Annotated in this window: 23 protein-coding genes; 16 read left to right on the top strand and 7 right to left on the bottom strand. The window is 64.2% G+C overall.

All coding sequences use genetic code 11. From position 1 onward, the window contains the following. Nucleotides 1-36 precede the first annotated feature (36 nt). A complete protein-coding gene (locus MESCI2_RS0122995; protein WP_155936651.1) occupies nucleotides 37-432 on the bottom strand; it encodes a hypothetical protein in 396 nt (131 codons plus the stop codon). Between the two features lie 50 nt (nucleotides 433-482). On the opposite strand from MESCI2_RS0122995, the gene MESCI2_RS0122990 reads away from it, so the two are divergent. Beyond that, on the top strand, nucleotides 483-1,919 hold the full coding sequence (locus MESCI2_RS0122990) for a LuxR C-terminal-related transcriptional regulator (RefSeq protein ID WP_027038616.1): 1,437 nt from the start codon (nucleotides 483-485) through the stop codon (nucleotides 1,917-1,919). 251 nt (nucleotides 1,920-2,170) lie between these two features. Here the strand turns inward: MESCI2_RS0122990 and efp are convergent, their stop codons facing one another. Next, nucleotides 2,171-2,740: an elongation factor P gene (efp, locus tag MESCI2_RS0122985; protein ID WP_027038615.1), complete on the bottom strand. Its 570-nt coding sequence runs from the start codon at nucleotides 2,738-2,740 to the stop codon at nucleotides 2,171-2,173. 117 nt (nucleotides 2,741-2,857) lie between these two features. Here efp and epmA point away from each other — a divergent pair, with 117 nt between their 5' ends. After that, on the top strand, nucleotides 2,858-3,898 hold the full coding sequence (epmA, locus tag MESCI2_RS0122980; protein WP_027038614.1) for an EF-P lysine aminoacylase EpmA: 1,041 nt from the start codon (nucleotides 2,858-2,860) through the stop codon (nucleotides 3,896-3,898). 113 nt (nucleotides 3,899-4,011) lie between these two features. Next, on the top strand, nucleotides 4,012-5,262 hold the full coding sequence (locus MESCI2_RS0122975; protein WP_027038613.1) for an NAD(P)/FAD-dependent oxidoreductase: 1,251 nt from the start codon (nucleotides 4,012-4,014) through the stop codon (nucleotides 5,260-5,262). A gap of 23 nt (nucleotides 5,263-5,285) precedes the next feature. On the opposite strand, the gene MESCI2_RS0122970 is transcribed toward MESCI2_RS0122975, so the two are convergent. Continuing rightward, a complete protein-coding gene (locus MESCI2_RS0122970; protein ID WP_027038612.1) occupies nucleotides 5,286-5,702 on the bottom strand; it encodes a VOC family protein in 417 nt (138 codons plus the stop codon). A 167-nt stretch (nucleotides 5,703-5,869) separates the two neighbouring features. Between MESCI2_RS0122970 and MESCI2_RS0122965 the strand changes: the two genes are divergently transcribed. The 6 genes from MESCI2_RS0122965 to lpxK all read left to right on the top strand — a co-directional run bounded on the left by MESCI2_RS0122965 (nucleotide 5,870) and on the right by lpxK (nucleotide 11,501). Beyond that, nucleotides 5,870-7,213, top strand: a complete 1,344-nt coding sequence (locus MESCI2_RS0122965) for a TldD/PmbA family protein (protein ID WP_027038611.1) — start codon at nucleotides 5,870-5,872, stop codon at nucleotides 7,211-7,213. After that, nucleotides 7,200-8,015 (top strand): 3'(2'),5'-bisphosphate nucleotidase CysQ, encoded by an 816-nt coding sequence (locus MESCI2_RS0122960; protein WP_027038610.1) that lies wholly within the window; start codon nucleotides 7,200-7,202, stop codon nucleotides 8,013-8,015. The genes MESCI2_RS0122965 and MESCI2_RS0122960 overlap by 14 nt, the downstream gene beginning before the upstream one ends. Nucleotides 8,016-8,118: 103 nt before the next feature. Beyond that, on the top strand, nucleotides 8,119-8,364 hold the full coding sequence (locus tag MESCI2_RS0122955; protein WP_027038609.1) for a DUF4170 domain-containing protein: 246 nt from the start codon (nucleotides 8,119-8,121) through the stop codon (nucleotides 8,362-8,364). Nucleotides 8,365-8,369: 5 nt separating this feature from the next. After that, entirely contained in the window at nucleotides 8,370-9,161 is a 792-nt protein-coding gene (locus MESCI2_RS0122950) for a lysophospholipid acyltransferase family protein (RefSeq protein WP_027038608.1), read from the top strand. After that, nucleotides 9,158-10,474: a lipid IV(A) 3-deoxy-D-manno-octulosonic acid transferase gene (gene waaA, locus MESCI2_RS0122945; RefSeq protein ID WP_027038607.1), complete on the top strand. Its 1,317-nt coding sequence runs from the start codon at nucleotides 9,158-9,160 to the stop codon at nucleotides 10,472-10,474. Before MESCI2_RS0122950 ends, waaA begins: the two co-directional genes overlap by 4 nt. A gap of 1 nt (nucleotide 10,475) precedes the next feature. Next, complete coding sequence (lpxK, locus tag MESCI2_RS0122940; protein WP_027038606.1) at nucleotides 10,476-11,501, top strand: tetraacyldisaccharide 4'-kinase; 1,026 nt, start codon at nucleotides 10,476-10,478, stop codon at nucleotides 11,499-11,501. Between the two features lie 98 nt (nucleotides 11,502-11,599). On the opposite strand, the gene MESCI2_RS0122935 is transcribed toward lpxK, so the two are convergent. Next, nucleotides 11,600-11,833, bottom strand: coding sequence for a DUF2093 domain-containing protein (locus MESCI2_RS0122935; RefSeq protein ID WP_027038605.1), 234 nt, complete (start codon nucleotides 11,831-11,833; stop codon nucleotides 11,600-11,602). A 77-nt stretch (nucleotides 11,834-11,910) separates the two neighbouring features. On the opposite strand from MESCI2_RS0122935, the gene MESCI2_RS0122930 reads away from it, so the two are divergent. After that, on the top strand, nucleotides 11,911-12,546 hold the full coding sequence (locus MESCI2_RS0122930; protein ID WP_245270433.1) for a hypothetical protein: 636 nt from the start codon (nucleotides 11,911-11,913) through the stop codon (nucleotides 12,544-12,546). A 39-nt stretch (nucleotides 12,547-12,585) separates the two neighbouring features. Here the strand turns inward: MESCI2_RS0122930 and MESCI2_RS0122925 are convergent, their stop codons facing one another. Further along, the gene (locus tag MESCI2_RS0122925; protein ID WP_027038603.1) at nucleotides 12,586-13,512 is read right to left on the bottom strand and encodes a LysR family transcriptional regulator; all 927 of its coding nucleotides are present in this window, start codon (nucleotides 13,510-13,512) and stop codon (nucleotides 12,586-12,588) included. Nucleotides 13,513-13,602: 90 nt separating this feature from the next. On the opposite strand from MESCI2_RS0122925, the gene MESCI2_RS0122920 reads away from it, so the two are divergent. The 3 genes from MESCI2_RS0122920 to MESCI2_RS0122910 all read left to right on the top strand — a co-directional run bounded on the left by MESCI2_RS0122920 (nucleotide 13,603) and on the right by MESCI2_RS0122910 (nucleotide 15,839). After that, nucleotides 13,603-14,496 (top strand): DMT family transporter, encoded by an 894-nt coding sequence (locus MESCI2_RS0122920; protein WP_027038602.1) that lies wholly within the window; start codon nucleotides 13,603-13,605, stop codon nucleotides 14,494-14,496. 85 nt (nucleotides 14,497-14,581) lie between these two features. After that, nucleotides 14,582-15,457, top strand: a complete 876-nt coding sequence (locus MESCI2_RS0122915) for an alpha/beta fold hydrolase (RefSeq protein ID WP_027038601.1) — start codon at nucleotides 14,582-14,584, stop codon at nucleotides 15,455-15,457. 55 nt (nucleotides 15,458-15,512) lie between these two features. Further along, nucleotides 15,513-15,839, top strand: a complete 327-nt coding sequence (locus MESCI2_RS0122910; RefSeq protein WP_027038600.1) for an antibiotic biosynthesis monooxygenase family protein — start codon at nucleotides 15,513-15,515, stop codon at nucleotides 15,837-15,839. A gap of 275 nt (nucleotides 15,840-16,114) precedes the next feature. On the opposite strand, the gene mutL is transcribed toward MESCI2_RS0122910, so the two are convergent. Continuing rightward, nucleotides 16,115-17,980 carry a DNA mismatch repair endonuclease MutL gene (gene mutL, locus MESCI2_RS0122905; protein ID WP_027038599.1) on the bottom strand — a complete coding sequence of 622 codons (1,866 nt, stop codon included), beginning with the start codon at nucleotides 17,978-17,980 and terminating at the stop codon, nucleotides 16,115-16,117. A gap of 74 nt (nucleotides 17,981-18,054) precedes the next feature. After that, nucleotides 18,055-18,957: a LysR substrate-binding domain-containing protein gene (locus MESCI2_RS0122900; RefSeq protein WP_027038598.1), complete on the bottom strand. Its 903-nt coding sequence runs from the start codon at nucleotides 18,955-18,957 to the stop codon at nucleotides 18,055-18,057. 91 nt (nucleotides 18,958-19,048) lie between these two features. Here MESCI2_RS0122900 and MESCI2_RS0122895 point away from each other — a divergent pair, with 91 nt between their 5' ends. The 3 genes from MESCI2_RS0122895 to MESCI2_RS0122885 form a co-directional block, all read left to right on the top strand. Then, complete coding sequence (locus MESCI2_RS0122895) at nucleotides 19,049-20,599, top strand: trimethylamine methyltransferase family protein (RefSeq protein WP_027038597.1); 1,551 nt, start codon at nucleotides 19,049-19,051, stop codon at nucleotides 20,597-20,599. A gap of 44 nt (nucleotides 20,600-20,643) precedes the next feature. Further along, nucleotides 20,644-22,293 (top strand): ABC transporter substrate-binding protein, encoded by a 1,650-nt coding sequence (locus tag MESCI2_RS0122890; RefSeq protein ID WP_027038596.1) that lies wholly within the window; start codon nucleotides 20,644-20,646, stop codon nucleotides 22,291-22,293. 95 nt (nucleotides 22,294-22,388) lie between these two features. Then, on the top strand, nucleotides 22,389-22,800 hold a 412-nt coding region (locus MESCI2_RS0122885), incomplete at its 3' end, for a B12-binding domain-containing protein (RefSeq protein ID WP_027038595.1).

Genomic DNA, 22,800 nt, shown 5'->3' with positions numbered 1-22,800 from the left:
ATCAATTCTGAAACCGAGTGCCGTACGACTGGGCGATCAGCCTGCGATGTCGCATTGAAGTCGGCGGCCGACCGGTACGATCTCGTAGCCGACGTCGATTAATCGGAGTTTCAGCTCGTCGAAATGCCGCTTTGAGCCGCTGACGATCAATTCAGGTGCATAGTTCCAGCCCTGCCGGGCAGCATCGGCCACGATATCGGCATAAAGGCGCATGCTGGCGATTTTCACATCCGACTCAAGCAGCTGCCTGCATCCGCTTGCGAACGACGGCCGCGGTGCGTTGGACAAACCCAGGATCGCAGATACCAGAACAATCGAAACCGCGCGCATGAAAATCTCCCTTGGCCGATGCAACCCTTTTTGCTGTAAAAGAACTTGCATCGAGTCTGCCTGCGCAGGGATCGGGCAGATGGTGTATTCGGGCTCCAGCATTTGTAGTATTTTGCCTCGGCAAAAGCTGAAACCGTACCGATCGGTCTGCCATGAGCCGCATCGAGACATCTTCACCCGGTCACGACGCGCTGTCCGATCGGGAGCGAGCGGTGGCGGAGAGATTCGCGGCCGGACTAACTTATCGTGAGATCGGCGAGGCACTGTTCATCGCCCCTTCGACAGTGCGCACCCATCTCGCCTCGATCTATGAAAAGCTCGGCGTGCGCAACAAAATTGCGCTTGCCTCGCAGATCAATGGAGGTGTCGGCACAACTATGGACAGGCTGCCGCCTTTGGCAGATGCATCTCCCGTGCTCGCTATATTCCCCATCGAATGCTTACAGGCGGAAGAGCGATGGCGCCGCTTTGCCGACGGCCTTTCGTCAGACATCACCATCGACCTGGCGCGCTACGCGGACCTGCCGGTTATCGCCTTCCACACCATGAAATCCTTGGGCAGCAAACCCGCCGATTTCGCCGCCAACGGGAAAGCGCTTGGCGCCACCTACATCATGTCCGGCCAACTGCGTGCCGACGAGTGGCGGGTTCGGTTATCGATAGAGCTCGCCGATGCGACTACCGGAGTAAGCCTGTGGAGCGAGCGCTACGATCGTCAGGTCGATGACGTTTTTGCGTTGCAAGACAGCCTGACGGAAAGCGTCATTAATGTGATCGCAGGCAGCTACGGCGCGCTTGCGACGGTCGGACGCAACGCCATTCGCCGCAAACCGCCGGCCAGTCTGCGTGCCTATGACTGTTATCTGCTTGGTGTTGAACAACAGGACACATTCAGCCGCGCCGGCACCGCTGAAGCGATACGCCTGTTTTCGCGCGCGCTGGAACTTGACCCCACCTTGGTCAGGGCGTGGACCGCGCTTGCCTATGCCTTTTCGATCGAGGGTGCCAACGGCTTCAGCAACGACCCCCAGGGCTCGATAGAGAACTGGCGGACGGCGGTCGAAAACGCGATTCGGCTCGATCCGATGGATAGTGTCGCCTGTAATTGCCTTGGCGACCTCAAGGGGTGTCTTGGCGACATCGCAGGAGCGGACCGCGCGTATCACCGCGCCTTCGAATATGGCTCCAACCATGCCGATACGCTGACGCTGCTGGCCGGCAGCAAAGCATTGGTCGCTGGCGATCCGACCGAGGCGCTGCCGCTTATCGAGCGCGCCATGCGCCTCAATCCACTGGCCCCACCTTGGTATTTCGGCATGCTGGGCCGCATCCTGTTCGCGGCCGGCAGGCACAGGGAAGCAATCGCGGCGCTGCGCAGAAGTACGCTAAACTCTCCGAATGTGCTGTTGTTTTTGGCCTTGGCGCATACGGCCGTGGGCGAGAGAGTCGACGCGGGTAGGATCGAGGCCCGCTTGAAATCCGAATTTCCGGACTTTTCGGTCGAACGCTTCATCACGAATTATCCCGTGACCAACCCCGACGCGGTGCGCGCCATTCGCCACGCCACTCAACTGGCAAGGCGCGACTGAGGCCTTCAGAAGATGCCCGACCCGAGATGACGCGATGGCAAGCCACAAAAGCCGCATGCCGGAACGAGGAGCTCCACCAGTTAGCGCGCCTGCTTTCGCAGGGCAGCTCCTGAAAGCCGCCTGACTGAAATCGGCCCACAGCGGTTATTCGATCCTCTTGTCCCCCTAAAGGGTCGCTCATGCCGCGAAGCGGTCGCTGAGGAATAACCCCGCCTTCGCCCGCTCACCCCCGAAGCTAAAAAGCCGCGCCCTCAGTCCTTCGCCCGCTCCACATAGGCCCCATCGGCCGTCATCACCACCACGCGGGTGCCTGGCGCGATGTGCGGCGGCACCAGGGTGCGCACGCCGTTGGACAGCACGGCCGGCTTGTAGGACGACGAGGCCGTCTGGCCCTTGGTCGTCGGCTCGGTTTCCACCACTTCGAAGGTGGCGCGCTGCGGCAGCACCAGGGAAATGGCAATGCCGTTGAACTGCGACACCTGCACGGCCATGCCTTCCAGCAGGTAAGGCGCCATGTCGCCGACCACGGCTTCGGATACCGCGACCTGGTCGTAGCTTTCCGGGTTCATGAAATGAAAGCCTTCGCCGTCACGGTAGAGGAAGGTGTGTTCGCGCTCTTCCACATAGGCGCGCTCCACCTGCTCGGTGGTGCGGTAGCGCTCCGAAACCTTCACCCCGTCGCCGATGCGGCGCATGTCGAGCTGCGTTACCGGCGTGCCCTTGCCTGGGTGGATGTTTTCGGCAAAGAGGATCACATAAAGCTTGCCGTCCTTGTCGACGACATTGCCTTTGCGGAGCGAACTGGCGATGACTTTCACCACGGTTTTAAATCCTGCAAGAAGAGTTGACTGGCGTTTGCCGGCTAGTGCGGCGCTGGATGGGGGCCTACCGCATCTTGGCCGCCGCCGCCAGCCCCCTTCCACCATGTTCCGAGCCGCATGACCGAAGCTTCGCCCTGGTGGACGCCTGACGTTCACGCCGACCGCCGCCCGCGGCTGATGCTGCGCAACGGCATCGCCGCCAGCCTGCGCGACTGGTTCGCCGCCCATGATTTCGTCGAGGTGCAGACGGCGGCCCTGCAGATTTCGCCCGGCAATGAGGCGCATCTGGCGGCATTCGCCACGGAAGCGGTCGGGCCGGATGGTGCAAGGGCGCCGCTCTATCTCCACACCTCGCCGGAATTCGCCTGCAAGAAGCTGCTCGCCGCCGGCGAGCAGCGCATTTTCAGCTTCGGTCCGGTCTACCGCAACCGCGAGCGCGGCCCCTTGCACCATCCCGAATTCACCATGCTCGAATGGTATCGCGTGGGCGAAGCCTATGAGAGCCTGATGCTGGATTGCGCGGCCTTTCTGGCGCTGGCCGCGACAAGGGCAGGGGCTAATCTTTTCTCTTTCCGGGGCCGCGACTGCGATCCGTTTGCCGAGCCCGAACGGCTGACGGTGGCGGATGCTTTCACCCACTATTCCGGCATCGACCTGCTGGCCACGGTCGCCGCCGACGGCAGCACCGACCGCGACGCGCTATATTCGGCCTTGACCCAGGCCGGCCTGCGCACGGCGCCCGACGACAGCTGGGCGGACCTGTTCAGCCGGGTGATGGTGGAAAAGGTCGAGCCATTCCTCGGGCAGGGGCGAGCGACCATCCTGTGCGAATATCCGGTGGCCGAGGCGGCACTGGCCCGGCCGAGCCCGAGCGACCCGCGCGTGGCGGACCGCTTCGAGCTCTATTGCTGCGGCGTCGAACTCGCCAACGGCTTTGGCGAACTGACCGATGCCAAGGAGCAGCGCCGGCGCTTCGTCATCGAGATGGACGAGAAACAGCGCATCTATGGCGAGCGCTATCCGCTCGACGAGGATTTCCTCGCGGCGCTGGCCATCATGCCGCCTGCCAGCGGCATCGCGCTCGGCTTCGACCGGCTGGCGATGCTGGCCACCGGCGCGCAGAAAATCGAGGACGTGATCTGGACGCCTGTTGCCTGAGGCGCGGAAAGATCTGGCCTATTCGATTCCAGGGATCAAGACTGGACCGCGACCCCGAACCAAGAGACCACATGATCGGTACTGGATTTCAAGGTCAATCGGGAAGATCTACAGTGGATGCTTCTGAAACGGTCGAAATCGCCATTGTCGGCGCCGGAGTTGTCGGGCTGGCGACGGCACTTCGCCTTGTCGCGGACGGCCGTGAAGTCCTGCTCATCGATCCGAACGAGCCGGGCTCCGGCGCGTCATCAGGCAATGCCGGAACGATCGCCGAATATGCCTGCATGCCGGTCGGCACTCCTGCGGTGCTGCGGGCGTTGCCAAAGCTGCTGCTTGATCCCGACAGCCCGTTTTCGCTGCGCTGGCCGGCGCTGCTGCAGCTGGCGCCATGGCTCGTTCGGTTCATGCGGCAATCGCTGCCGGCGGCCACCCGGGCCAATGCGCTGGCGCTCGCCGGACTGCTGGCCGACGCCCTCCCGGCCTGGGAAGACATGGCTGGGGAGGCCGGGCTGGAGGACCTGCTGCGCCGCAATGGCTGTCTTTACCTCTATCGCCGTGAGAGCGATTTTGCCGCTGGCGCCGGCGGCCGGGCAATGCGCGCTGGGCTTGGCATCCACCAAGAGGTGCTGACTCCCGAAGAGGTGGCGGCGCTTGAGCCGGGCCTGCCGGCGACAGCAGCGCATGGCGTGTATTTTCCCGATTCGATCAATGTCACCGATCCGGCAATGGTGATGCGGCGGTTGCTGGGCGCGGTGAGTGCCCGTGGTGCATCGATAAAGCAAGCTGAGATCACCGGGCTGCAGGTCGAGGCTGATGGTGTCCAGCTCAGCGGACCCGGCGTTCGCATCAAGGCTGGCACGGTGGTGATCGCCGCCGGTGCACGGTCGCGCGCACTGGCCGCGCAGGCCGGCGACAGGATTCTGCTCGAGACCGAGCGCGGCTATCATCTGGAATTCCAGACCGACGCGCCGCTGCTCAACCGACCTGTCTGTCCCGTCGATCTTGGTTTCTACCTGACGCCGATGGCTGGCCGCTTGCGGGTCGCCGGCACCGTCGAACTCGGCGGCCTGGTCGCGCCGCCAAATCCGCGCCGGCTGGCGCTGCTTGACCGTGGCGCCAGGCAAATTTTTCCCCGGCTCGGCTCGCCTGCCTCGCAATGGCTCGGCTTCCGGCCGTCCCTGCCGGATTCCAGGCCGGTCATCGGCGCTTCGCGCGGCAGCTCCCGCGTAATTCATGCTTTCGGGCACGGCCATCTCGGCCTGACGCTGGCTCCGATCACCGCGCGGCTGGTCGCCGACTTGATCGGCGGACGCGGCGATCCGGCTCGGCTCGCACCTTTCGCGGCGGGCCGTTTCGGCCGTTGATCGACGGATGCCCTCGATCTGAGCTAGTGCGCGAAAATCTGCTCCAGCGAGCGAAAACCCTTGAATTCCAGGGCATTGCCCGAGGGGTCACGGATGAAAAGCGTTGCCTGTTCGCCGGGCTCGCCTTTGAAACGCACCATCGGCCGTTCCAGCCAGTCGATGTCGTCGCGCGCCTCCAGCCGCGTCGCCAGGCGCTGCCAGTCGTCCATCAAGAGCACGGCGCCGAAATGCGGGATCGGCACGACAATGCCGTCGACCTTGCCGTCACTGGGGGCCTGTGCGGCCTGCGGACGCAGATGCGCCGACATCTGGTGGCCGTAAAGATCGAAATCCACCCAGGTCGCCGATGAACGGCCGATCGCACAGCCCAGCACCTCGCCATAGAAAACGCGGGTTTCATCGAGATCACGGACCGGGAAGGCGAGATGGAAAGGCGTCATCGAAATGCTCCGTGCAGGCTGCGGACCGATTTTGCGTCACAGGGTTCGCGGTTTTGAACCGTCCACCCTGCATTTTGATTGAAGCCTATGCCATTGCACAAGCCGGACCGGAACAATAGATGGGTGGGCAACGGCCGCATACCGGCCGCACCAGCAGGATTTCAGGCATGACCGACATATCAGACGCAGCAAAATTGACCGACCGCGTCGCGGCCCTGGTCGAGGCTGCCAAAAAGGCCGGCGCCGATGCCGCCGACGCGGTGGCCGTGCGCGGCCGCTCGACCGGGGTGTCGGTGCGTCTCGGCAAGGTCGAGGCTACCGAGGCCTCCGAAAGCGAGGATGTGGCGCTGCGCGTTTTCGTCGGCGGCCGCGTGGCAAGTGTCTCGGCGACGGCGGCGTCCGACCCGAAAACACTGGCCGAGCGCGCCGTGGCGATGGCGAAAGTGTCGCCGCAGGATCCTTATCAGGGGCTGGCCGACCCGGCATTGCTGGCCAAACAGACGCGCGATCTCGATCTCTTCGATGCCACCGAAGTGTCGGCAGACCAGTTGAAGGAAGCCGCATTGGCGGCGGAAGCGGCAGCGCTTGCCGTCAAGGGCGTGACCAATTCGGCCGGCGCCAGCGCCGGTGCGGGGCTGGGCGGCCTGGTGCTGGCCACCTCGCACGGCTTCCTCGGCCATTATGTCGGCTCGCGTTTCTCGCGCTCGGCCAGCGTCATCGCCGGCGAGGGCACCGGCATGGAGCGCGACTATGAATTCTCCTCGCGCCAGCATTTTGCCGATCTCGACGCGCCCGAAGACATCGGCCGCAAGGCCGGTGAACGCGCCGTGCGCCGCATCGGCGCGCGCAAGGCGGCGACCGGGCCGGTCGACGTGGTCTTCGACCCGCGCGTCGCGCGCGGCATTGCCGGCCATCTTGCCGGCGCCATCAACGGCGCCTCGGTCGCGCGCAAGACCTCGTTCCTGCGCGACATGATGGGCAAGCAGGTGGCCGCGTCCGCCATCACCGTCACCGATGAGCCGCTCAGGCGGCGTGGCCAGGCCTCGCGTCCGTTCGACGGCGAAGGCGTCGAGGGCGAAAAGCTGTTGATGGTCGAGAAGGGCGTGCTCAACCACTGGTTCCTGTCGACCTCGGCCGCGCGCGAGCTCGGCCTCGTCACCAACGGGCGCGGCGCCCGCGGCGGCTCTTCCGTGACGCCATCGTCCACCAATCTCGCCATCGAGCCGGGCGAGCGGTCGCCGGAAGAGCTGATCAAATCGCTCAAGAGCGGCTTCTACGTCACCGAAGTGTTCGGCCAGGGCGTCGACATGGTCACCGGCGAATACAGCCGTGGCGCCTCGGGCTTCTGGATCGAGAATGGCGAGCTGGCCTATCCGGTCGCTGAGGTCACGATCGCCTCGAACCTGAAGACCATGTTCCTCAACATGGTGCCGGCCGATGATCTCGACCGCAATTTCGGCACCGCGGCCCCAACGCTCCTGATCGAAGGCATGACCCTTGCCGGAGCATGACCTGACCACTGTGGGGGCCATCTCCGGCGCCTCTGGGGACTTGCCGCTGCTGCGCGATGCCGCCCGCGAGGCGGGGCTCATCGCCATGCGCTACTTCGGCAACAGCCCGCAAGTCTGGATGAAGGGCGGCACATCGCCGGTGAGCGAGGCCGACCATGCCGCCGACGCCTACCTGCGCGAAACATTGCTGGCGGCGCGGCCGGATTATGGCTGGCTGTCGGAAGAGACGGTCGACGATCCGGTCCGGCTTTCGGCACGCCGCACCTTCGTCGTCGATCCGATCGACGGCACGCGCGGTTTTCTGGAAGGCCAGCGCACCTGGTGCGTCAGCGTCGCCGTCGTCGAGCGTGGCCGTACGCTGGCCGGCGTGCTGGAATGCCCGGCGATGGAGGAGACCTATTGGGCGCTGCCCGGCCAGGGCGCCTTCCGCAACGGCAAGCGCATTGCGGTGCGCAAGCTGGGGGATACGGCCGAGATTTCCGGGCTGAAGCAGTTGACCGACCTGATGCCGGCCGAATGGCAGGCGCGGCTGAAGCGAGCGCCCTACAGCCCTTCGCTGGCTTATCGGCTGGCGATGATCGCCAATGGCGCGCTGGATGCCACTTTCGTCAAGCCGAATGCGCATGACTGGGATATTGCGGCGGCCGACCTCATCCTGCGCGAGGCCGGCGGCCAGCTGCTCGACCAGCACGGTCGCGCTCCACTTTATGCCGGCGAGGTGACCCGCCACGGCGCCCTTGCCGCCGGCAGCGGTGAATTGCTGGCCGTGCTCGCCGGCGTCATCGCCGGCCTGGACGCGTGAAAGCGTTTTCCCGGGCGAGATGAATTCATCTCGCCCTAAAGGTTCCAAAGTTGGCGGCTTTGGTCTAGACCTGTGACAAACTCACGATATGTGAAGGACCGACATGGCCGCGGAAGACGGAAAGAAACAGCTTTTGCATCTGGTGTTCGGTGGCGAACTCAAGAAGCTTGGCGGCACCGAATTCCGCGATCTCGAGGGCCTCGATATCGTCGGCATCTATCCCGACTATCAATCCGCGCACACGGCGTGGAAAGCCAAGGCGCAAGCCAGCGTGGACAACGCCCACATGCGTTACTTCGTCGTTCATCTGCACCGGCTGCTGGACCCCGACAACAAGGTTGCCGGTTGACTTCGATGGAGCATGACCTGGCGAAAGGGCCAGCAAGCGATGCCGCGCCCACGGGCAGGGGACGCAGCCGCACGACCAAGGCCTTCTGGCGCAAGATTCGCCAACCGCTGGCGCAGTCGCGATTCGTCAAGAACGCCATCGCCAGCCTGTTTGCCCAGTTCGTCCGGTTCGTGCGCCTCACCAATCGCGTCGTCGAGGGATCGGCGCGGTTTTCGGGCGGGGCCTATACCGAGTTCGAGCCGGGCATCATCGCCCTGTGGCACGGCCAGCACCTGCTGACGCCGGCTTACTACCCCAAGCGCAAGCCGCTGGTCGCCATGGTCTCGCGCAGCGCCGATGCCGAGCTCAACGCGCTGATGCTGGAGAAATTCGGCATCGAGGCGGTGCGCGGTTCGGGTGGGCGTGAAAACGCCAGGCATCTCGACAAGGGCGGGGCAAAAGCACTTATCGCCCTGAAAAAGTCGCTCGGTGCCGGCAAGAACGTCGCCATGATAGCAGACATTCCGCACGGTACGCCGCGAGATGCAGGACTTGGTATCGTTCTCCTTGCACGCCTCTCCGGTCGACCGCTACTGCCTGTCGCCATCACAACCAGCCGCCGCAAGGTGCTGGAGAAGAGCTGGGACAAGACCACCATAAACCTGCCGTTCGGCCGCTCGTCGATCGTCATCGGCCCGCCGATCTTCGTGGCGGCCGGCGCCGATGAGGCCGAAATGGAGCGCAAGCGCCAGGAAGTGACGACCGCGCTCAATGCTGCGACCGCCGAGGCCTACCGTCTCGTGGATGCCCCGCGATGAGCGGCCGCTGGGCGCGAGCCATGCTGTCGGCATACCGTTTCGCGGGTGCGGCCGCCTATCCGCTGGTCGGGCCCTATGTGGCCTGGCGCACCTCACGCGGCAAGGAAGACCGCTACCGCCGCCGCGAGCGCTATGGCGTCGCCGGACGCGCGCGCCCCGACGGGCCGGTGATCTGGATCCATGCCGCGAGCGTCGGTGAGACCATAGCCGTAGTGCCGTTGGTCGAAAGCATTCTCGACTATGGCGTCAACATCGTGCTGACGACCGGCACGGTCACCTCGGCGCAGGTCGCCGACGAGCGTCTCGGTGACCGGATCATCCACCAATACGTACCGCTCGATCTCAAGCCGGCGGTCAGCCGGTTTCTCGATCACTGGCAGCCGGATCTGGCGATCATCGCCGAATCCGAGATCTGGCCGATGACCATCCTCGAGCTTGGCGCGCGCCGCGTGCCGCAGGTGCTGGTCAATGGCAGGCTGTCCGACCGCTCGTTCAAGTCGTGGAAGAAACGCGCCAACATCGCCGAGGCGTTGTTCGAGAACCTGGCTCACGTCGTGGCGCAGTCGGATGTCGATGGCGAGCGGTTTCTGGCGCTCGGCGCCCGGCCGGTCACCGTGTCGGGCAATCTCAAGGTCGATACCTCGCCGCCGCCCGTCGACGAACGGGCGCTGGCGACGCTGCGGCGGCAGATAGGCACGCGCCCGACCTGGGCGGCGATCTCGACCCATGACGGCGAGGAAGTGGTCGCGGCTGAAGTCCACGCGACGCTGCACAAACGCCATCATGGTCTCCTGACGATCGTCGTTCCGCGTCATCCCGATCGCGGCGAGGCGCTTGCGGCGCAGATTTCCGGCATGGGCCTGAAGGTTGCGCGGCGCAGCAAGGGCGACAGGATAGCTGCCGACACGGATATATTGCTCGGCGACACGATCGGCGAGATGGGGCTCTATCTCCGGCTGACCGAAATCGCCTTCGTCGGCCGCTCGCTGACCTCCGAGGGTGGCCAGAACCCGCTGGAGCCGGCCATGCTCGACACGGCGGTTCTGGCCGGACGCAATGTTCAGAATTTTCGCGAGGCCTACCAGCGTCTCCTCGACAGCGGCGGCGCCAAGCTGGTGCGCGATCGCGACATGCTGGCCGGCGCCGTCAATTTCCTCCTGACCAACGAAGTGGCGCGCCACGAGATGATGGCGGCGGGCGTGGCGACCGTCGACGAGATGCGCGGTGCGCTGGCGCGCACCCTGAAATCGCTTGAGCCCTACATCCAGCCGCTGGTCGTCAAGTCGCGCCTGAAGGGCGCGAACGGTCGCTAGCGTGGCCTCCGAAGCACCACCATTCTGGTGGGAAGAGCCGGACTGGCGGGTCCTGGCGCTGTCGCCGCTATCGGCCATCTATGCGGCCTCCGCCGGCCGCGGCATGCGGCGGGCCAAGCGTGAGAAGATCGAGGCACCCGTTCTGTGCATCGGCAATTTCACGGTTGGCGGCACCGGCAAGACACCGGTGGCCATCGCGCTCGCCAAACAGGCCAAGCGCATGCGTCTCAAGCCAGGCTTCCTGTCGCGCGGCCATGGCGGCTCCTTCGCCGAGCCGCATGTCGTCGATGTCGATCACGACAGCGCCCGGCATGTCGGTGACGAACCGCTGCTGCTCGCCGAACACGCGCCGGTGGCGGTGACGCCAAACCGCGCCGCCGGCGCCCGGCTGCTGCTGGAACGGAATGGCTGCGATTTCCTGATCATGGACGATGGCTTCCAGAGCGCCCGCATCCACATCGACTACGCGCTGGTCGTCGTCGATGCGCGCTATGGGATCGGCAATGGCCGCGTTATTCCGGGGGGGCCGCTCAGGGCCAAAATCGTCGACCAGCTGGTCTTCACTAGCGGGCTGTTGAAAATGGGCGAGGGCACTGCTGCCGACAGCGTGGTCCGCCAGGCGGCACGCGCCGGCCGGCCGATCTTCGAGGCCCATACAGAGCCAAGCGGCAAGGCAGGGCTTGCCGGCAAGCGGTTCTTCGCCTTCGCCGGTATCGGGCATCCCGAGAAATTCTTCGACACGGTGCGCCAAGCCGGCGGCGAGCTGGCGTTGACGCGGCCGTTTCCGGACCACCATTTCTATGCCGAGGACGAACTTGCCGAGTTGGCGGCGACCGCACGCACTGAGGGGCTGGTGCTCATCACCACCGCCAAGGACGCCGCCCGGCTGCGCCACGGCGCCTCGCAGGGCTTTCTCGACCGGCTCGAGGTGCTTGAGATCGACACGGTCTTCGAACTCGACCACGTTCCCGAGCGCATCATCGACGAGACGCTCGATGCCTGGCGCCAGCGCAAGCTGAAGGGCTAAAGCAATTCCAAGAAAAGTGTGAAACGGTTTTCCGTTCCGGAATTGCGTCAAAACAAAGGGATAGAGCGGTTCGCCGTTCCGTGAAACGGCGAACTGCTCTAACCGCGCTTACGCAGCTCCGGATGCATCTCGATTTCGCGGCGCAGCGAGGCGGTGGCGCTGACGTAGGGCTCTTGCCTGGCGACGCTCCAGTACTTCAACTCGTCGAGCGGAATGCTTTCGCCTGTCACCGCGCAGCGCACGAACGCGCCGGGGCTGGTAACCTGGAAGTCGCCATCCAGATAGCGGATGCGGGCTTCCTTGCCGCCGGGGCCTTCGAAACGGTTCATCATGCGGGGACGCCAGGGTTCATGAGGATTTCATCGCCATAAATTCCCGGCGAGGTCAAGCATGCGACAAGCCTGAGACAATGTTGAACGCCTATTGTGAAGCGGAAAAATGGTGTTGGTGGGCCGCAATGGACATTTCCTCCACTCGTCTTCCCGCCTTGCTCAGGGAGGTGATGACGCCGCAGGCGGTGCCCTCAGGTCAGGCTGATCCAGTCATGACGGCACTGGTCAAGGCGCTGGTCCAACCGCCGGCGCCGTCTCTGCTGGCGCAACAGACAGCGCCAGCGCTGTTGACTTTGCCGGCCGCGCCGATGGCCGTCAAATCGCAGCAGATCGCATCGGCTGGCATCGTCGATGCCTATCTTGCCCAGCTTGAGACGGGCGAAGAGGCGGCGTTGGCAACGGTCGTGGCGAGAAAGGCAAAACCCGAAGCCGAAACGCTGCGAGCCTTCTTGCCGCTTTCGACAACGGCCAATGACAATGCCTCCGCCAGGGTTGCGGGGCTGTCATTGCTGTCGCTTATCCCGCCGCAGGCTCCAGTCCCGCGCAACGCTGCCGCCCTGGATACACCGGCGGGCAGGCACAGGCCGGCCAATCAATCCCGTGGTGCGGCGCCGAACCCTGAGCAGTTGCTGGTGAAAATCGGCTTTGTTTCGATAATGGCCGGCTTGCTGGGAACCGTGATCCTCGGGTTCGTTCTGTTGTTGCTTCGCTGAGCTTCGAATCGGCTGGTTCTCGATATATGTCCAGGAGGCCTATCGCTCGGCTTCGATAAACGCCTCGATCTTGTCCGGAGCCAGCCCGGCCTCTGCCGCGATGCGGCGGGCGAGGTCGGCGGCGGCGGCACGCGGCCGCCCCATCGGCCGGTCGAGCCAGTAGGACACCGGATTGAGCGCGGTGCGCTCATCGACGGGAGTGATGCGGCCCGATTGCAATTGATGCCCGGTCAGGGGCGGGCGTGCCAGCGCGATGCCGAGCCCATAGGCGGCGGCGTCGAGCACCAGATTGTAGTCCTCGAAGCGACGGTCCTGCGGGCGCGGGCGATAATCCATGCCTTGCGCGGCAAACCAGGCGCGCCAGGCAGACGCGTCGGAATCGTTGATCAGCGGGTATTTGAGCAGCCGGGCAGGGTCGCCGCGGCCGATCTCGCGGGCAAGCCCGGGTGACGCGACGGGGAAGACATGTTCCTCGAAAAGCTGCACCGAGACGCGGCCCGGAATGCCGCCGCGTCCACAGCGGATCGAGAGATCGATGCCCTCATCGGCAAGGTCGGCCTGGCGGATGTCGACATCGAGCACGATGCGCAGCTTCGAGGGATTGTTTTCCAGAGCCGCCATGCGCGGCATCAGCCACAGTCCGCTGACCGAGGGGATCGAGGTCAGCCGCACCACCGCCGTGCCACGCGGCTCGACCCAGCGGTCGGAATGGGTCGATATCAGCGCAAAGGCTTCCGCCGTGCGCAGATGCAGCCGGTTCCCCTCGATCGTCAGCGAGACGCCGCGCGCGCCACGGTCGAAGACTTTCAATCCCAGCCAGTCCTCGAGCTTGGCGATCTGCCGGCTGACGGCGCCATGGGTGATATTGAGCTTTTCAGCGGCCGCCGAAAAGCTGCCTGTCCGCGCCGCCGCATCGAAGGCGCGCAGCGTTTCGAGCGGCACCATTGTGTCCGAGCTGTGATCCATAGTCACAGGTGATCCTCGATTTGGTCGTTTGTCAACCGGCGCGAAAAGGCGTTTCTGCCTCTCAGGACCGAAGAATACGAGGGCAGTGAGATGAGCGCGATGACGGGCACGTTGAATTCGACACAGCGGATGGACACCACGGCAGCCATTGCTGTCGCGCTGACGGTGGTTGGTTGGGCCTCCGCCTTTCCGGCGATCCGCGCCGGTCTCGCCGCCTTCGGACCGCTGGAACTCGGCGCGTTGCGCTTTGCCATCGCCGCGGTGCCGGCGGCGATCTTCCTGGCCATCAAGCGCCCGGCGCTGCCAAGGCTCGACGAAGTGTGGCGCCTGGTCTTTGGCGGCGCCATCTTCGTCGCGCTCTACACCGTCATGCTCAATTTCGGCGAACTGACCGTCTCGGCCGGTGCCGCCGGCTTCATCATCAATGTCAGCCCGATCTTCACCGCCATCATGGCGATGGTCCTGCTGGGCGAGCGCTTCTCCAGCATGGCCTGGGCCGGCACGGTGATTTCCTTTGCCGGCATTGGCGTCATCGCCATGGCCGACGGGAATGGACTGTCTTTTAACACCGGTGCTCTTCTGGTGCTTGGTTCGGCCTTGTGCTCGGCCGTCAACACCATCGTCCAGAAGCCGCTGTTTGCCCGCCATCATCCGTTGACCATTTCGGCTTCGAACATGGTGCTCGGCGCACTATGCCTGGCGCCCTTCCTGCCGTCGGCCTTTTCGCAGGCGGCCGTCGCCGACACAGCAGGCCTCGGCGCCGTCATCTTTCTCGGCATCGTGCCCAGCCTCATCGCCTATGCCGCCTGGGCGACCGCGCTGTCGCGTCTGCCGGCGGCACGTGCCTCCAACTTCCTCTATCTGGTCTCGCCGATGTCCGCGCTGATCGGCTTCTTCTGGCTGGGCGAAGTTCCCACGCTGCTCGGCATAATCGGCGGCGCGCTGGCGCTGGGCGGTGTCATCGTGGTGAATTTGAAGAGATGAATATTGCCGGCCGTCCGCTTCCCTCATTCGGGAACGATGCCTCGGTCAAACGCGTTTAGCCGGTGTTTATTCGAGGGAGGTCCGAATGCCGGGTGCAACGACGCACCGACGCATGCAACTGGGTGATCTATCCATTTTCTATCGCGAGGCAGGGCCGCCAGAAGCACCTGTCTTGCTGTTGCCGCACGGCTATCCCTGCTCTTCGTTCCAATTCCGCCGACTGATGCCGGCGCTCGCCGACCGCTGGCGAACGATTGCATTCGACTGGCCGGGCTTCGGATACAGCGGCACACCAGATCCGGCCGCCTTTGGCTATGATTTCGACGCCTATTCCGACGTGCTTTCCAAACTTGCCGGTGAATTCGGTCTCGAACGCTACGCCTTGTGGCTGCATGATTATGGCTCGCAGATAGGACTCCGGCATGCGATCTCGCACCCGGAGCGGATCAGCGCCCTGATTATCCAGAACGGCGACATCTACGAGGACGTGCTTGGTCCGAAATACGCCACGATCACGGCTTGGTGGACCGACAAGACGCCCGACAAGCACCGTCCGCTCCAGGCCGCGGTAAGTGAGGACGGGTTCCGGGCCGAGTTCATCGGGGAAGTGGCTGACGACGTCGCCACGCGCGTGCCGCCCGATCTCTGGAGCCTTCACTGGCCACTGATGAACACGCCGGTTCGTCGGCGGATCGCCGTCGGTCTGATGGAGAAGCTAGAAGCCAATCTCACCTGGTTTCCGCGCTACCAGGCTTATTTGCGTGAACACCATCCGCCGACGCTGATCGTTTGGGGGCCAGAGGATGGCTATATGCCCGCGGCGTCGGCACGGGCCTATCATCGCGATCTGCCCGATGCGGAACTGCATCTGATCGAAGGGGCGGGTCATTGGCTGCTCGAGACACATTTCGACGACGCGCTGCCGCTGGTCCGCGGTTTCCTGGCTCGTGTTCACGGCTGACCCAGCCGGCGTTCGCTATGTTCAGTTGCTGTCCGCCTGACTGAAGGAGAACCTCATGCCGACCAAACCGACCATCGCGCGCATCTGGCGCGGTCGCACCCGCCGCGACGTTGCCGACGCCTATGAGCCATACCTGCGTGCCAAGGGTATTCCGCCCCTCGAGAAGACAGCGCTTGGCGTCCAATTGCTGCGCGAGGACCGCGGTGACGAGACCTGGTTCACAACCATCTCGTATTGGGCCGACATGCAAGCGATGACCGCCTTTACCAAAGGCGAACCGACCAAAGTCCATCATCTGGACCGTGATGCCGAGTTCCTGATCGAACTGCCGGAGCGGATCGACATCCACCGGATACTTGTCGATCGCCAGGGATTGCGCTGAACGGCGAATCTGGTGGTTCGCAATTTCGCCTTCTTCGCGGTGATGTCGCCGATCTGGGGGCTGACCTGGGCGGCGATTAGCTCGGTCTCGATGACGTGCCTCCGCTACTGCTGGCGGCGGCGCGCTATTTGCTGACCGCCGCGCTTCTGGCAACAGCGGTGCGTGGAGCCGGCGCGGCATTCGCCCACAGGCGAACGGGGCGGGTGGTCTCGGCATTGCTGGTCAACACCGGCACCTACGAGCGGCGAAGCGACAGGCCCGCAATACGTACGCGGCTATCGCCGCCCGAAAAGCCGTTCGATATCCGCCAGCTTGAGTTCGATATAAGTGGGGCGGCCGTGGTTGCAGGTGCCCGAGCCGGGCGTCGCCTCCATCTGCCGCAGCAGCGCGTTCATCTCTTCGGCCTTGAGCAGGCGGCCGGAGCGCACAGAGCCATGGCAGGCCATGGTCGCGGCTATTTTGTCCAGCCGCTCCTTCAGCGTGTCGACCGTATCGTTGTCGGCGATCTCGTCGGCAAGGTCGCGCACCAATTGCTGGACATTGGTCTCGCCCAGCATCGACGGCGTCTCGCGTACCGCGACGGCGCCGGGGCCGAAGCGCTCGATGCCGAGACCGAAGCGGGCCAGCGTTTCCGAATGCAGCGCAAGCCGCTCGGCGTCCTCCTCCGGCAGGTCGATGATTTCGGGCAGAAGCAGCATCTGCGAGGGCACCGGGCGCGAGTGCAGCGCATTCTTCAGCGCCTCGTAGACCAGCCGTTCATGTGCCGCATGCTGGTCGACGATGATGAGCGAATCCCTGGTCTGGGCGACGATGTAGTTCTCATGCACCTGGGCGCGCGCCGCGCCCAGCACCGCGCCGAGCAAGGTCTCGGCCGCTTCATCCTGCCCTGCGCGTGCATCGGCGCTGGCGAGCGGACCGGCATCGAAAGCCGCTTGCTCGTTTTCACGCAAGCCGCGCTGCTCGAAGTCCGCACCCTCGAAACCCATATCGAGCGGCCTCTGCGACGACCGGGCGGGATCGAAGACCGACGCGCGGTAGGCCGCGTCGTAGCTGCGATGGCCGTTTGCCGGGCTGCCGTGGCCATAGGATGTAGCCCCTGGCCGGAACGCCGCCATCATGCCGGCGGCCCCCGTGGTGGCGGCGCGGACGCCGGCATCGGCCAGTGCCTGTCGGATTGCGCCGACGATCAGTCCGCGCACAAGGCCGGGATCGCGGAAGCGTACATCGGCCTTGGCTGGATGGACATTGACGTCGACGATGGCCGGGTCGAGCGTCAGGAACAGCACCGTCACCGCATGGCGGTCACGCGGCAGGACGTCGGCATAGGCGCCGCGTATGGCGCCGGCGATCAGCTTGTCGCGCACCGGGCGGCCGTTCACATAGGCATATTGCTGCAGCGCATTGGCGCGGGTGAAGGAGGGGATCGACACGTGGCCGGTCAGATGCACGCCATCACGTGTCGCATCGATGGCAATGGAATTGTCGGGAAAATCGGCGCCCATCACCTGGGCGACACGGCGCAGGCTGCCTGCCGCGCTGTCATCCGCCGCCGGCAATTCCAGCATAGAGCGGTCCGAGCCGGCCAGCGTGAAGCGCACGGCGGGGAAGGCGATGGCGATGCGCTTGACCACATCGCTGGTGGCCGAGCTCTCGGCGCGCTCGCCCTTCATGAACTTCAATCGGGCCGGCGTTGCGAAGAACAGGTCGCGCACCTCGACCGTGGTGCCGCGATTGGCCGCCGCCGGCCTGACAGGCAGGACGCGGCCACCCTCGATGCCGATCTCGGCGGCGCTGTCGCTTGCTGCCGTGCGCGAGCGGATCGACAATCGCGACACCGAGCCGATCGACGGCAGCGCTTCGCCGCGGAAGCCCAGCGAACGGATGTCGTTGATATCCTCGGTGAGCTTGGAGGTGCAGTGACGTGCGATCGCCAGCGCCAGCTCCCGTTCGGGAATGCCGGAGCCGTCATCGGTGACGCGGATCAGGTTCAGCCCGCCGCCGGCCGTGACGATCTCGACGCGCGAAGCCCCGGCATCGAGCGCATTCTCGACCAGTTCTTTGACCACGCTCGCCGGACGCTCGATGACTTCGCCGGCGGCGATCTGGTTGATCATCGTTTCGGAAAGCTGGCGGATGGGCATGGCGGCACTATAGGCGGATTCGCGTCGCGCGGGAGGGGCAGAATTGCGCTGGCGGTGGATCAGTGGAAAACGGCCTATGCCTGCTCCGCCAGCCAGTCGCGCACCTTGCGGGCGTTGTCGCTGAGCTCCCGGTTTTTTGGCCAGATGACGTAGAATCCGATGCCGGTCCTCAGCACATGATCCGTCACCGGCACCAACAGTCCTGATGCCACGAGGCGCTCGACCAGATGCCGCCAGCCGAGCGAGATGCCTTGTCCCTCCATGACCGCCTGAATCACCAAGGCATAGTCATTGATGCGCAACCCGCGCTCGGCATTACGGAGGCTGGTTCCGGCTGCCGCGAACCATTCGTCCCAGTTCGGGGCCTCGCGGTAGGGCTCCTCGAGATGGATCAGCCGGTGCATGGCAAGTTCAGCGACGGTCTCCGGCAACCCAAACTTCGCCAGATAACTGGGGCCCGCCACCGGGAAGATCTCCTCGTCGGCAAGCAACAGCGAATGATAATCCGGCCAGCCGCGCGGCACGCCGCCGCGCACGCCGAGCGGGATGCCCTCGGCGATGATGTCGAGGTCGCGGTCGGCGGTCTGGATGCGCAGATCAACGCCCGGCAGTTCGTCGCGGAATTGCTGCAGGCGTGGCATCATCCAGAACGAGCCGAAGGCGGTCGAGGCGGCCAGCGTCACATGACCGCCACTCGCCTGCAGGCGCAGATCTTCCGCCGACTTGCGGATATGCGACAGCCCGAGCGAGACATCGGCGTGAAAGCGCTCGCCGGCCTCGGTGAGGATGACCTGGCGGTGGCGGCGCTGGAATAGCTGGGCTCCCAGCTGTTCCTCCAGCCCACGCACGGCGTAGGACACAGCCGCTTGCGTCATGCCGAGCTCGCGCCCGGCTGCGGTGAAGCTCGACAGCCGGCCGGCCGCCTCGAAGACGATCAGGCTGCCGGCGGAGGGCAGGAGATGGCGCAGGCTTCGCATAAGGAGAGTTTATACAAGAGATCAGGATTTTCCAGCGTCACAGCTACATTTCGTCTCGCTAAGTTGACGGGCAGTTGGAGGATGAGTTGCCATGAATGCACCGGCCGTTGCCGTGACCGAACACGCAAATCGCAGAAGCGGCGGCCGCCTGGGGCGCAAGGCGATACGAGGCGCGCCCATGGTCTCGTTCCCGACGCTGGTGCGCCAGATCCCCACCTATCAGATGGTCCCTGACGAGGCGGTGGAGTTGATCCACGAGGAATCGCTGTTGATCCTCGAAGAGGTGGGCTGCGAGTTCCGCGACGACGAGGCGATCGCCCTGTGGAAAGCGGCGGGAGCCGATGTCTCCGAGACGCGCGTCCGCATCGACCGTGCGCTCTTGATGGAGTTGGTCTCGAAGGTCCCGCCGGAATTCACCCTCAATGCCCGCAACCCCGAACGTACCGTTCGCGTCGGCGGCAAGAACTCCATCTTCGTGCCAATGTATGGCGCGCCCTATGTGCGCGACCTCGACAACAACAGGCGCTACGGGTCGCTTGAAGACCTCAACAATTTCCACAAGCTCGCCTATATGGCGCCGGCGCTGCATTCGTCGAGCTCGGTCATCTGCGAGCCGATGGAAATTGCGGTGCCGAAGCGTCACCTCCACATCATCCATTCGGCACTGAAGCATTCCGACAAGCCGTTCATGGGCATCGTCACCTCGAAGGAGCGCGCCGAAGACACGATGGCGATGGCAGGCATCGTGTTCGGCGAGGACTATGTCCGCGACAACCCGGTCCTGGTGTCGATCACCAACTGCAATTCGCCACTGGTGTGGGACGCCACCATGCTGGATGCGATGAAGGTCTATGCGCGCAGCAACCAGCCGCTGATCCTCGCACCCTTCGCACTGTGCGGCGCCTCGACCTCGGCTTCCGCCGTCGGCGCGGTGGCGCAGGTCAATGCGGAAGCGCTGGCCGGCGTCGCCTTCACGCAACTGCTGCGCCCGGGGTCACCGCAGATCTACGGACAGTTCATGGTCACTGTGGACATGAAGACCGGTGCTCCCATGGGCGGCACGCCGGAGGCGGCGCAGATGATGTATCTGATGGGCGCGCTGGCGCGCAAATACCGGCTGCCATGGCGCACCTCCGGATTCCATGTCGGATCGAAGCTGAACGACGCCCAGGCGGGCTACGAGTCGAACATGCTGATGCATGCCGCCATCCTTTCCGGCGCCAACTACATCTGGCATTCCGCCGGATGGCTCGAGGCCGGCTTGAGCTGCGGCTATTCGAAATTCGCTACCGACTGCGAACAGCTCGTCGGCTGGTACAAATATGCCGGCGGGTTGCCGTTCGACGATTTCAAGGAGGCGATGGCGGCTGTCCGCGAGGTGGGCCCGCAGGGCCATTTTCTCGGCACCAAGCACACGCTCGAGCATTTCGAGTCCGCTTTCTTCATGCCCAGCATCATGGACTTCAATTCGTACGAGCAGTGGAAGGCCGAAGGCGCAAAGGACCACGACACGCGCGGTCGCGAGAAAGCGCGCAACATGCTGGCCGATTATGAGGAGCCGAAGCTCGACGAGGGCATCGCCGACGGGCTGACGGATTTCATTGCGCGGCGCGAGGAGGCGCTACCAAACAGCGTCAGTTGACGCGACGGACGAACAACGAACGGGAACAAAAAAGGGAGAAAAAAATGACATTCTTCAGAAGCAATGGCGATCGCGTGCCGGGCGCTATCGAGGCGATGGCGGAAGAGACGCGAGCAGGCCGCATGGACCGGCGCGAATTCCTGGCGCTGGCCAGCGCCTTCGGCGCCTCGACGGCTCTCGCCTATGGCATGATCGGCCTTGCCGCACCGACAAAAGCCCGGGCCGATGAGCCGAAAAAGGGTGGAACGCTGCGTGTCGCAATGTCGGTCAAGGCACAGAAGGATCCGCGCACCTATGACTGGACCGAGATGGCAAACGTCACCCGCAGTTGGCTGGAGCCGCTCGTCCGCTACACGCACCAATTCACGTTCGAGCCGGTCCTGCTCGAAAGCTGGGACGTCAATGACGACGCCACCGAATACACACTGCATCTGCGCAAAGGCATCACCTGGAACAATGGCGATGCCTTCAACGCCGATGACGTGGTCTCCAATCTGAACCGCTGGTGCGAGAAGGGTGCTTCCGGTAATTCCATGGCGGCACGCGTCGGCGCGCTGATCGACACAAAGACCGGCAAGGCCAAGGATGGCGCCATCACCAAGGTCGATGACCTCACGGTCAAGCTGAAGCTGTCCGAACCCGACATTGCGATCATACCGGGCTTCACCGACTATCCGGCGCTGGTCGTGCATCGCGACTTCGACAAGGATGGCGCCGACCCGGTCAAGAAGCCGATCGGTACCGGACCCTTCGAACTGGTGTCCTATGCGGTGGGTACGAAGGCGGTCGTCAAGCGTCGCGAGAACGGCAAGTGGTGGGGTGGCGAAACGCCGCTCGACGGTGTCGAGTTCATCGACTACGGCACCGACTTCAACGCCACGCTGAATGCCTTCGAGTCCGGCGAGATCGACCTCGATTTCGAAACGCCGGCCGACTTCATCGACGCCCTCGACAAGATGGATCTGGTGAAATCGGAGGTGGCAACGGCGACCACGCTCGTTGCCCGCACCAACATCACCCACAAGCCCTATGACGACCAGCGGGTGCGCAATGCGCTGCAGATGGCCGTCGACAACAATGCCGTCATGCAACTCGGCTACGCCGGGCTCGGCACGGTCGGCGAGAACCACCACGTCGCGCCCATCCATCCCGAATACTATCCGCTGCCCAAGAAGACACGCGATGCCGCCGCCGCCAAGAAGCTGATGGCGGATGCCGGGCAAGCCGACTTCGAGCACGAGCTGATCACCGTCGAGGACGAATGGCAGAAGAACACCGGCGATGCGATCGCCGGCCAGCTGCGCGATGCCGGCATCAAGGTGAAGCGCACCGTGCTGCCGGGCTCGACCTTCTGGAACGACTGGACGAAGTATCCATACTCGATGACCATCTGGTATATGCGGCCGCTGGGCGTCCAGGTGCTTGCACTCGGCTATCGCTCGGGCGAGGCGTGGAACGAAACGGCCTATGCCAACCCGGATTTCGACGCCAAGCTCAAGCAGGCGCTCTCGCTGGCCGATCCTGCCAAGCGCAAGGAGGTCATGAAGGACGTCGAGCAGATCCTGCAGGATTCCGGCGTCATCATCCAGCCGTTCTGGCAGAAGCTCTACTGCCACATGAGCAAGAAGGTGAAGAACTACGGAATGCACCAGACTTACGAAATGGATTTCCAAAACGTCTGGCTGGACGCCTGATTTAACTCCCGAGACTTGCAAGCAATAGCCGCCGGCATTCTGACAAAAAGTGCCGGCGGCCCGTAGTCACTGACAAGCAATTGGCACAGGCAAAAATGTCCGACGACGAGATCATCCTTTCTGAACTTTCCGACGACGAGTTGGTGCAGCAGATGCACGACGATCTCTATGACGGGCTGAAGGAAGAGATCGAGGAAGGCACCAACATCCTGCTCGAGCGCGGCTGGGTGCCCTATAAAGTGCTGACGGAAGCGCTGGTCGAAGGCATGCGCATCGTCGGCGAGGATTTCCGCGACGGCATCCTGTTCGTTCCCGAAGTGCTGCTNTCGGCCAACGCGATGAAGGCCGGCATGTTCATCCTGCGCCCGCTGCTCGCCGCCACCGGCGCGCCCAAGCAGGGCAAGATGGTCATCGGCACCGTCAAGGGCGACATCCACGACATCGGCAAGAACCTCGTCGGCATGATGATGGAGGGCGCCGGCTTCGACGTCATCGACCTCGGCATCA

The organism is Mesorhizobium ciceri WSM4083, from assembly GCF_000519305.1.
Classification (GTDB): Bacteria; Pseudomonadota; Alphaproteobacteria; order Rhizobiales; family Rhizobiaceae; genus Mesorhizobium; species Mesorhizobium ciceri_B.
Note: the sequence above shows the minus strand (reverse complement) of the source record. Positions and strands in the feature narration are given on the sequence as shown.

What these genes read in the sequence shown, in the direction of transcription:
- MESCI2_RS0122995 (WP_155936651.1), bottom strand. Translation starts at nt 432, where the DNA reads ATGCTGGAGCCCGAATACACCATCTGCCCGATCCCTGCGCAGGCAGAC.
- MESCI2_RS0122990 (WP_027038616.1), top strand. Translation starts at nt 483, where the DNA reads ATGAGCCGCATCGAGACATCTTCACCCGGTCACGACGCGCTGTCCGAT.
- epmA (WP_027038614.1), top strand. Translation starts at nt 2,858, where the DNA reads ATGACCGAAGCTTCGCCCTGGTGGACGCCTGACGTTCACGCCGACCGC.
- MESCI2_RS0122970 (WP_027038612.1), bottom strand. Translation starts at nt 5,702, where the DNA reads ATGACGCCTTTCCATCTCGCCTTCCCGGTCCGTGATCTCGATGAAACC.
- MESCI2_RS0122965 (WP_027038611.1), top strand. Translation starts at nt 5,870, where the DNA reads ATGACCGACATATCAGACGCAGCAAAATTGACCGACCGCGTCGCGGCC.
- MESCI2_RS0122955 (WP_027038609.1), top strand. Translation starts at nt 8,119, where the DNA reads ATGGCCGCGGAAGACGGAAAGAAACAGCTTTTGCATCTGGTGTTCGGT.
- MESCI2_RS0122950 (WP_027038608.1), top strand. Translation starts at nt 8,370, where the DNA reads ATGGAGCATGACCTGGCGAAAGGGCCAGCAAGCGATGCCGCGCCCACG.
- waaA (WP_027038607.1), top strand. Translation starts at nt 9,158, where the DNA reads ATGAGCGGCCGCTGGGCGCGAGCCATGCTGTCGGCATACCGTTTCGCG.
- MESCI2_RS0122935 (WP_027038605.1), bottom strand. Translation starts at nt 11,833, where the DNA reads ATGATGAACCGTTTCGAAGGCCCCGGCGGCAAGGAAGCCCGCATCCGC.
- MESCI2_RS0122930 (WP_245270433.1), top strand. Translation starts at nt 11,911, where the DNA reads ATGTTGAACGCCTATTGTGAAGCGGAAAAATGGTGTTGGTGGGCCGCA.
- MESCI2_RS0122925 (WP_027038603.1), bottom strand. Translation starts at nt 13,512, where the DNA reads ATGGATCACAGCTCGGACACAATGGTGCCGCTCGAAACGCTGCGCGCC.
- MESCI2_RS0122920 (WP_027038602.1), top strand. Translation starts at nt 13,603, where the DNA reads ATGAGCGCGATGACGGGCACGTTGAATTCGACACAGCGGATGGACACC.
- MESCI2_RS0122915 (WP_027038601.1), top strand. Translation starts at nt 14,582, where the DNA reads ATGCCGGGTGCAACGACGCACCGACGCATGCAACTGGGTGATCTATCC.
- MESCI2_RS0122910 (WP_027038600.1), top strand. Translation starts at nt 15,513, where the DNA reads ATGCCGACCAAACCGACCATCGCGCGCATCTGGCGCGGTCGCACCCGC.
- mutL (WP_027038599.1), bottom strand. Translation starts at nt 17,980, where the DNA reads ATGCCCATCCGCCAGCTTTCCGAAACGATGATCAACCAGATCGCCGCC.
- MESCI2_RS0122900 (WP_027038598.1), bottom strand. Translation starts at nt 18,957, where the DNA reads ATGCGAAGCCTGCGCCATCTCCTGCCCTCCGCCGGCAGCCTGATCGTC.
- MESCI2_RS0122895 (WP_027038597.1), top strand. Translation starts at nt 19,049, where the DNA reads ATGAATGCACCGGCCGTTGCCGTGACCGAACACGCAAATCGCAGAAGC.
- MESCI2_RS0122890 (WP_027038596.1), top strand. Translation starts at nt 20,644, where the DNA reads ATGACATTCTTCAGAAGCAATGGCGATCGCGTGCCGGGCGCTATCGAG.